The following is a 2,244-nucleotide window of genomic DNA, read 5'->3' as shown; positions in this document are numbered from 1 at the left end:
ACTGCTTTCTCATACATTGGGCATTTTTGCCAATTTTAAACAAGGTAAAAGTCAACGCGACTGGCTTCAACAAGCCAACGTCATAGGATGTTAAAGTCGAGCATCGCGTTATAGTAAGGTTAATTTATTCAGTATCTAAGACGTATTAACGTCTTATGAAGAGAATTTGAACGGCATGATAATTTGGTATGGGGTCGTCTCATTAAAAATCGTATGCTAAGCGAGTGTTGAGACGGGAACCCAAAGATAAATTTCTGAGTGCATCATTCCCTCATTGCTTCACTGATAGCAGTAAAACTTCCTCCAAGTACATTACGAATAGTAGTCAACAAATTTTGACGACGCCCCTGATAGTTCACTGGCATTCTGTCTGTCTCTTCAAGAAAGCAATATAAAGCGGTAAGCCCATCGGTGTGGTAGTGCTTAACCGCCTGCTGGCAGTGGTACAACCTCCTTCTGTCCGTAAACGGGTGAGATCCTCCTGAATTACAGTGGGTAAGGGAAATTACAACCTTACCTTATCCGTGCACCAATGCCCCAGCCTATTAATTCGATAGGTAGTAGTGTATTCACCTATAAGTACAATGCCATGTAAAGTAGATGTTCAGTGAGATAGCCTGCATCTCCCAACGATGGGAAAGGCTAAGGTGGCGGTAACGAGCAGGTGAAGAAAAACGAGTACAGTTAAGAAAAACTGCCGATAAGCGGCTGCCTCCTCTGCCTTTCCGTCAGTAAATTTACCACAATATCAGACGAGGATAGCATTATGAGCAATAACCGTATAATCGGCAGCTTAACGATCCGGAAAAAGCTGCTGATTGTTTTAATCTGGATGGCCATCAGCCCGATGACGCTGGCAGATACCTTAACCCGCGATAACGGTGCCCCGGTAGGTGATAATCAGAATTCACAGACTGCCGGCTCCGATGGTTCGGTGCTGTTGCAGGATGTACAACTGTTACAAAAGCTGCAACGTTTCGATCGCGAGCGCATCCCTGAGCGTGTAGTGCATGCACGTGGCGCCGGAGCGCACGGGGAGTTCACTGCTACGGCGGACATCTCCGATCTGACTATTGCGAAAGTGTTTACTGCCGGCAGTAAAACCCCTGTGTTTGTCCGATTCTCAAGCGTTGTACACGGCAACCACTCGCCGGAAACACTGCGTGACCCACGCGGTTTTGCGACCAAGTTTTATACAACAGAAGGTAACTGGGATCTGGTCGGCAACAACTTTCCCACCTTCTTTATCCGTGATGCCATCAAGTTTCCGGATATGGTGCACGCTTTTAAGCCAGACCCTCGTACTAACCTTGATAACGATTCTCGCCGCTTTGATTTCTTTTCACATGTACCAGAATCGATCCGCACCCTGACATTACTGTATTCCAATGAAGGAACCCCGGCTTCTTATCGCAATATGGACGGCAATAGCGTTCATGCCTATAAACTGGTAAACGCCAAAAGAGAAGTGCATTACGTGAAGTTCCATTGGAAAACCCTGCAAGGAGTAAAAAATCTAGATCCCTTGCAGGTTGAACAAATACAGGGCAAAGACTACAGCCATATGACGCGCGATTTGGTAGCTGCAATCAATCGCGGCGATTATCCAAAGTGGGATCTCTACATCCAAGTATTGAAGCCAGAGGATTTGAAGAAATTTGATTTTGACCCTCTGGATGCCACTAAGATTTGGCCAGATGTGCCGGAAAGAAAAATCGGTCAGATGGTGCTGAATAAAAACCCAAACAATGTGTTTCAGGAGATCGAACAGGTAGCTATGGCACCTTCCAACCTGATTCCTGGGATTGAGCCTTCAGAAGACAAACTGTTGCAAGGGCGCCTGTTCGCATATGCTGATACGCAATTTTACCGCATTGGTGCAAATGGTTTGAGCCTGCCAATTAACCGGCCGCACAGCCCGGTTACCGGCCTGCACCAGACCACCTACCGGATGTAGTGGTATAAGGATCTCGGACACGTCAAAACGCCGCAAGGTTAAATGTCAAACGGTAGTCATATTAATGATTAGCTGTAGAAAATTGTCTGTTGAATAATTCAAACAGGGATAGATAAAAGTATGAACGGACACGCAAAAGCCATCCCGTTGTTCATTGAGGATAAAAGAAAATAGGATTTATGTTGCTTTGAAAAGTCAGTGTATGAATCCACGTTCAATACACTTCGGTGGCAATATAAAAACACCTTTTGGGCGTACTTTTAGTTTAAGAGACCTTCATTGCCAGA

2 pseudogenes are annotated in these 2,244 nt (G+C 45.5%); both read left to right on the top strand.

Features of this window, described 5'->3' with window-relative positions:
* Positions 1-94, top strand: a pseudogene (locus tag AAC854_RS24470) (IS982 family transposase); the annotation flags it as partial.
* Between the two features lie 738 nt (positions 95-832).
* Positions 833-1,939: pseudogene (katB, locus tag AAC854_RS22240) on the top strand (catalase KatB); the annotation flags it as partial.
* Between the last annotated feature and the right edge of the window lie 305 nt (positions 1,940-2,244).

This window comes from Xenorhabdus entomophaga, assembly GCF_037996725.1.
Lineage (GTDB): Bacteria > Pseudomonadota > Gammaproteobacteria > Enterobacterales > Enterobacteriaceae > Xenorhabdus > Xenorhabdus khoisanae.
The sequence above is the reverse complement of the archived record's forward strand: the minus strand, read 5'-3'. Positions and strand labels throughout refer to the sequence as shown.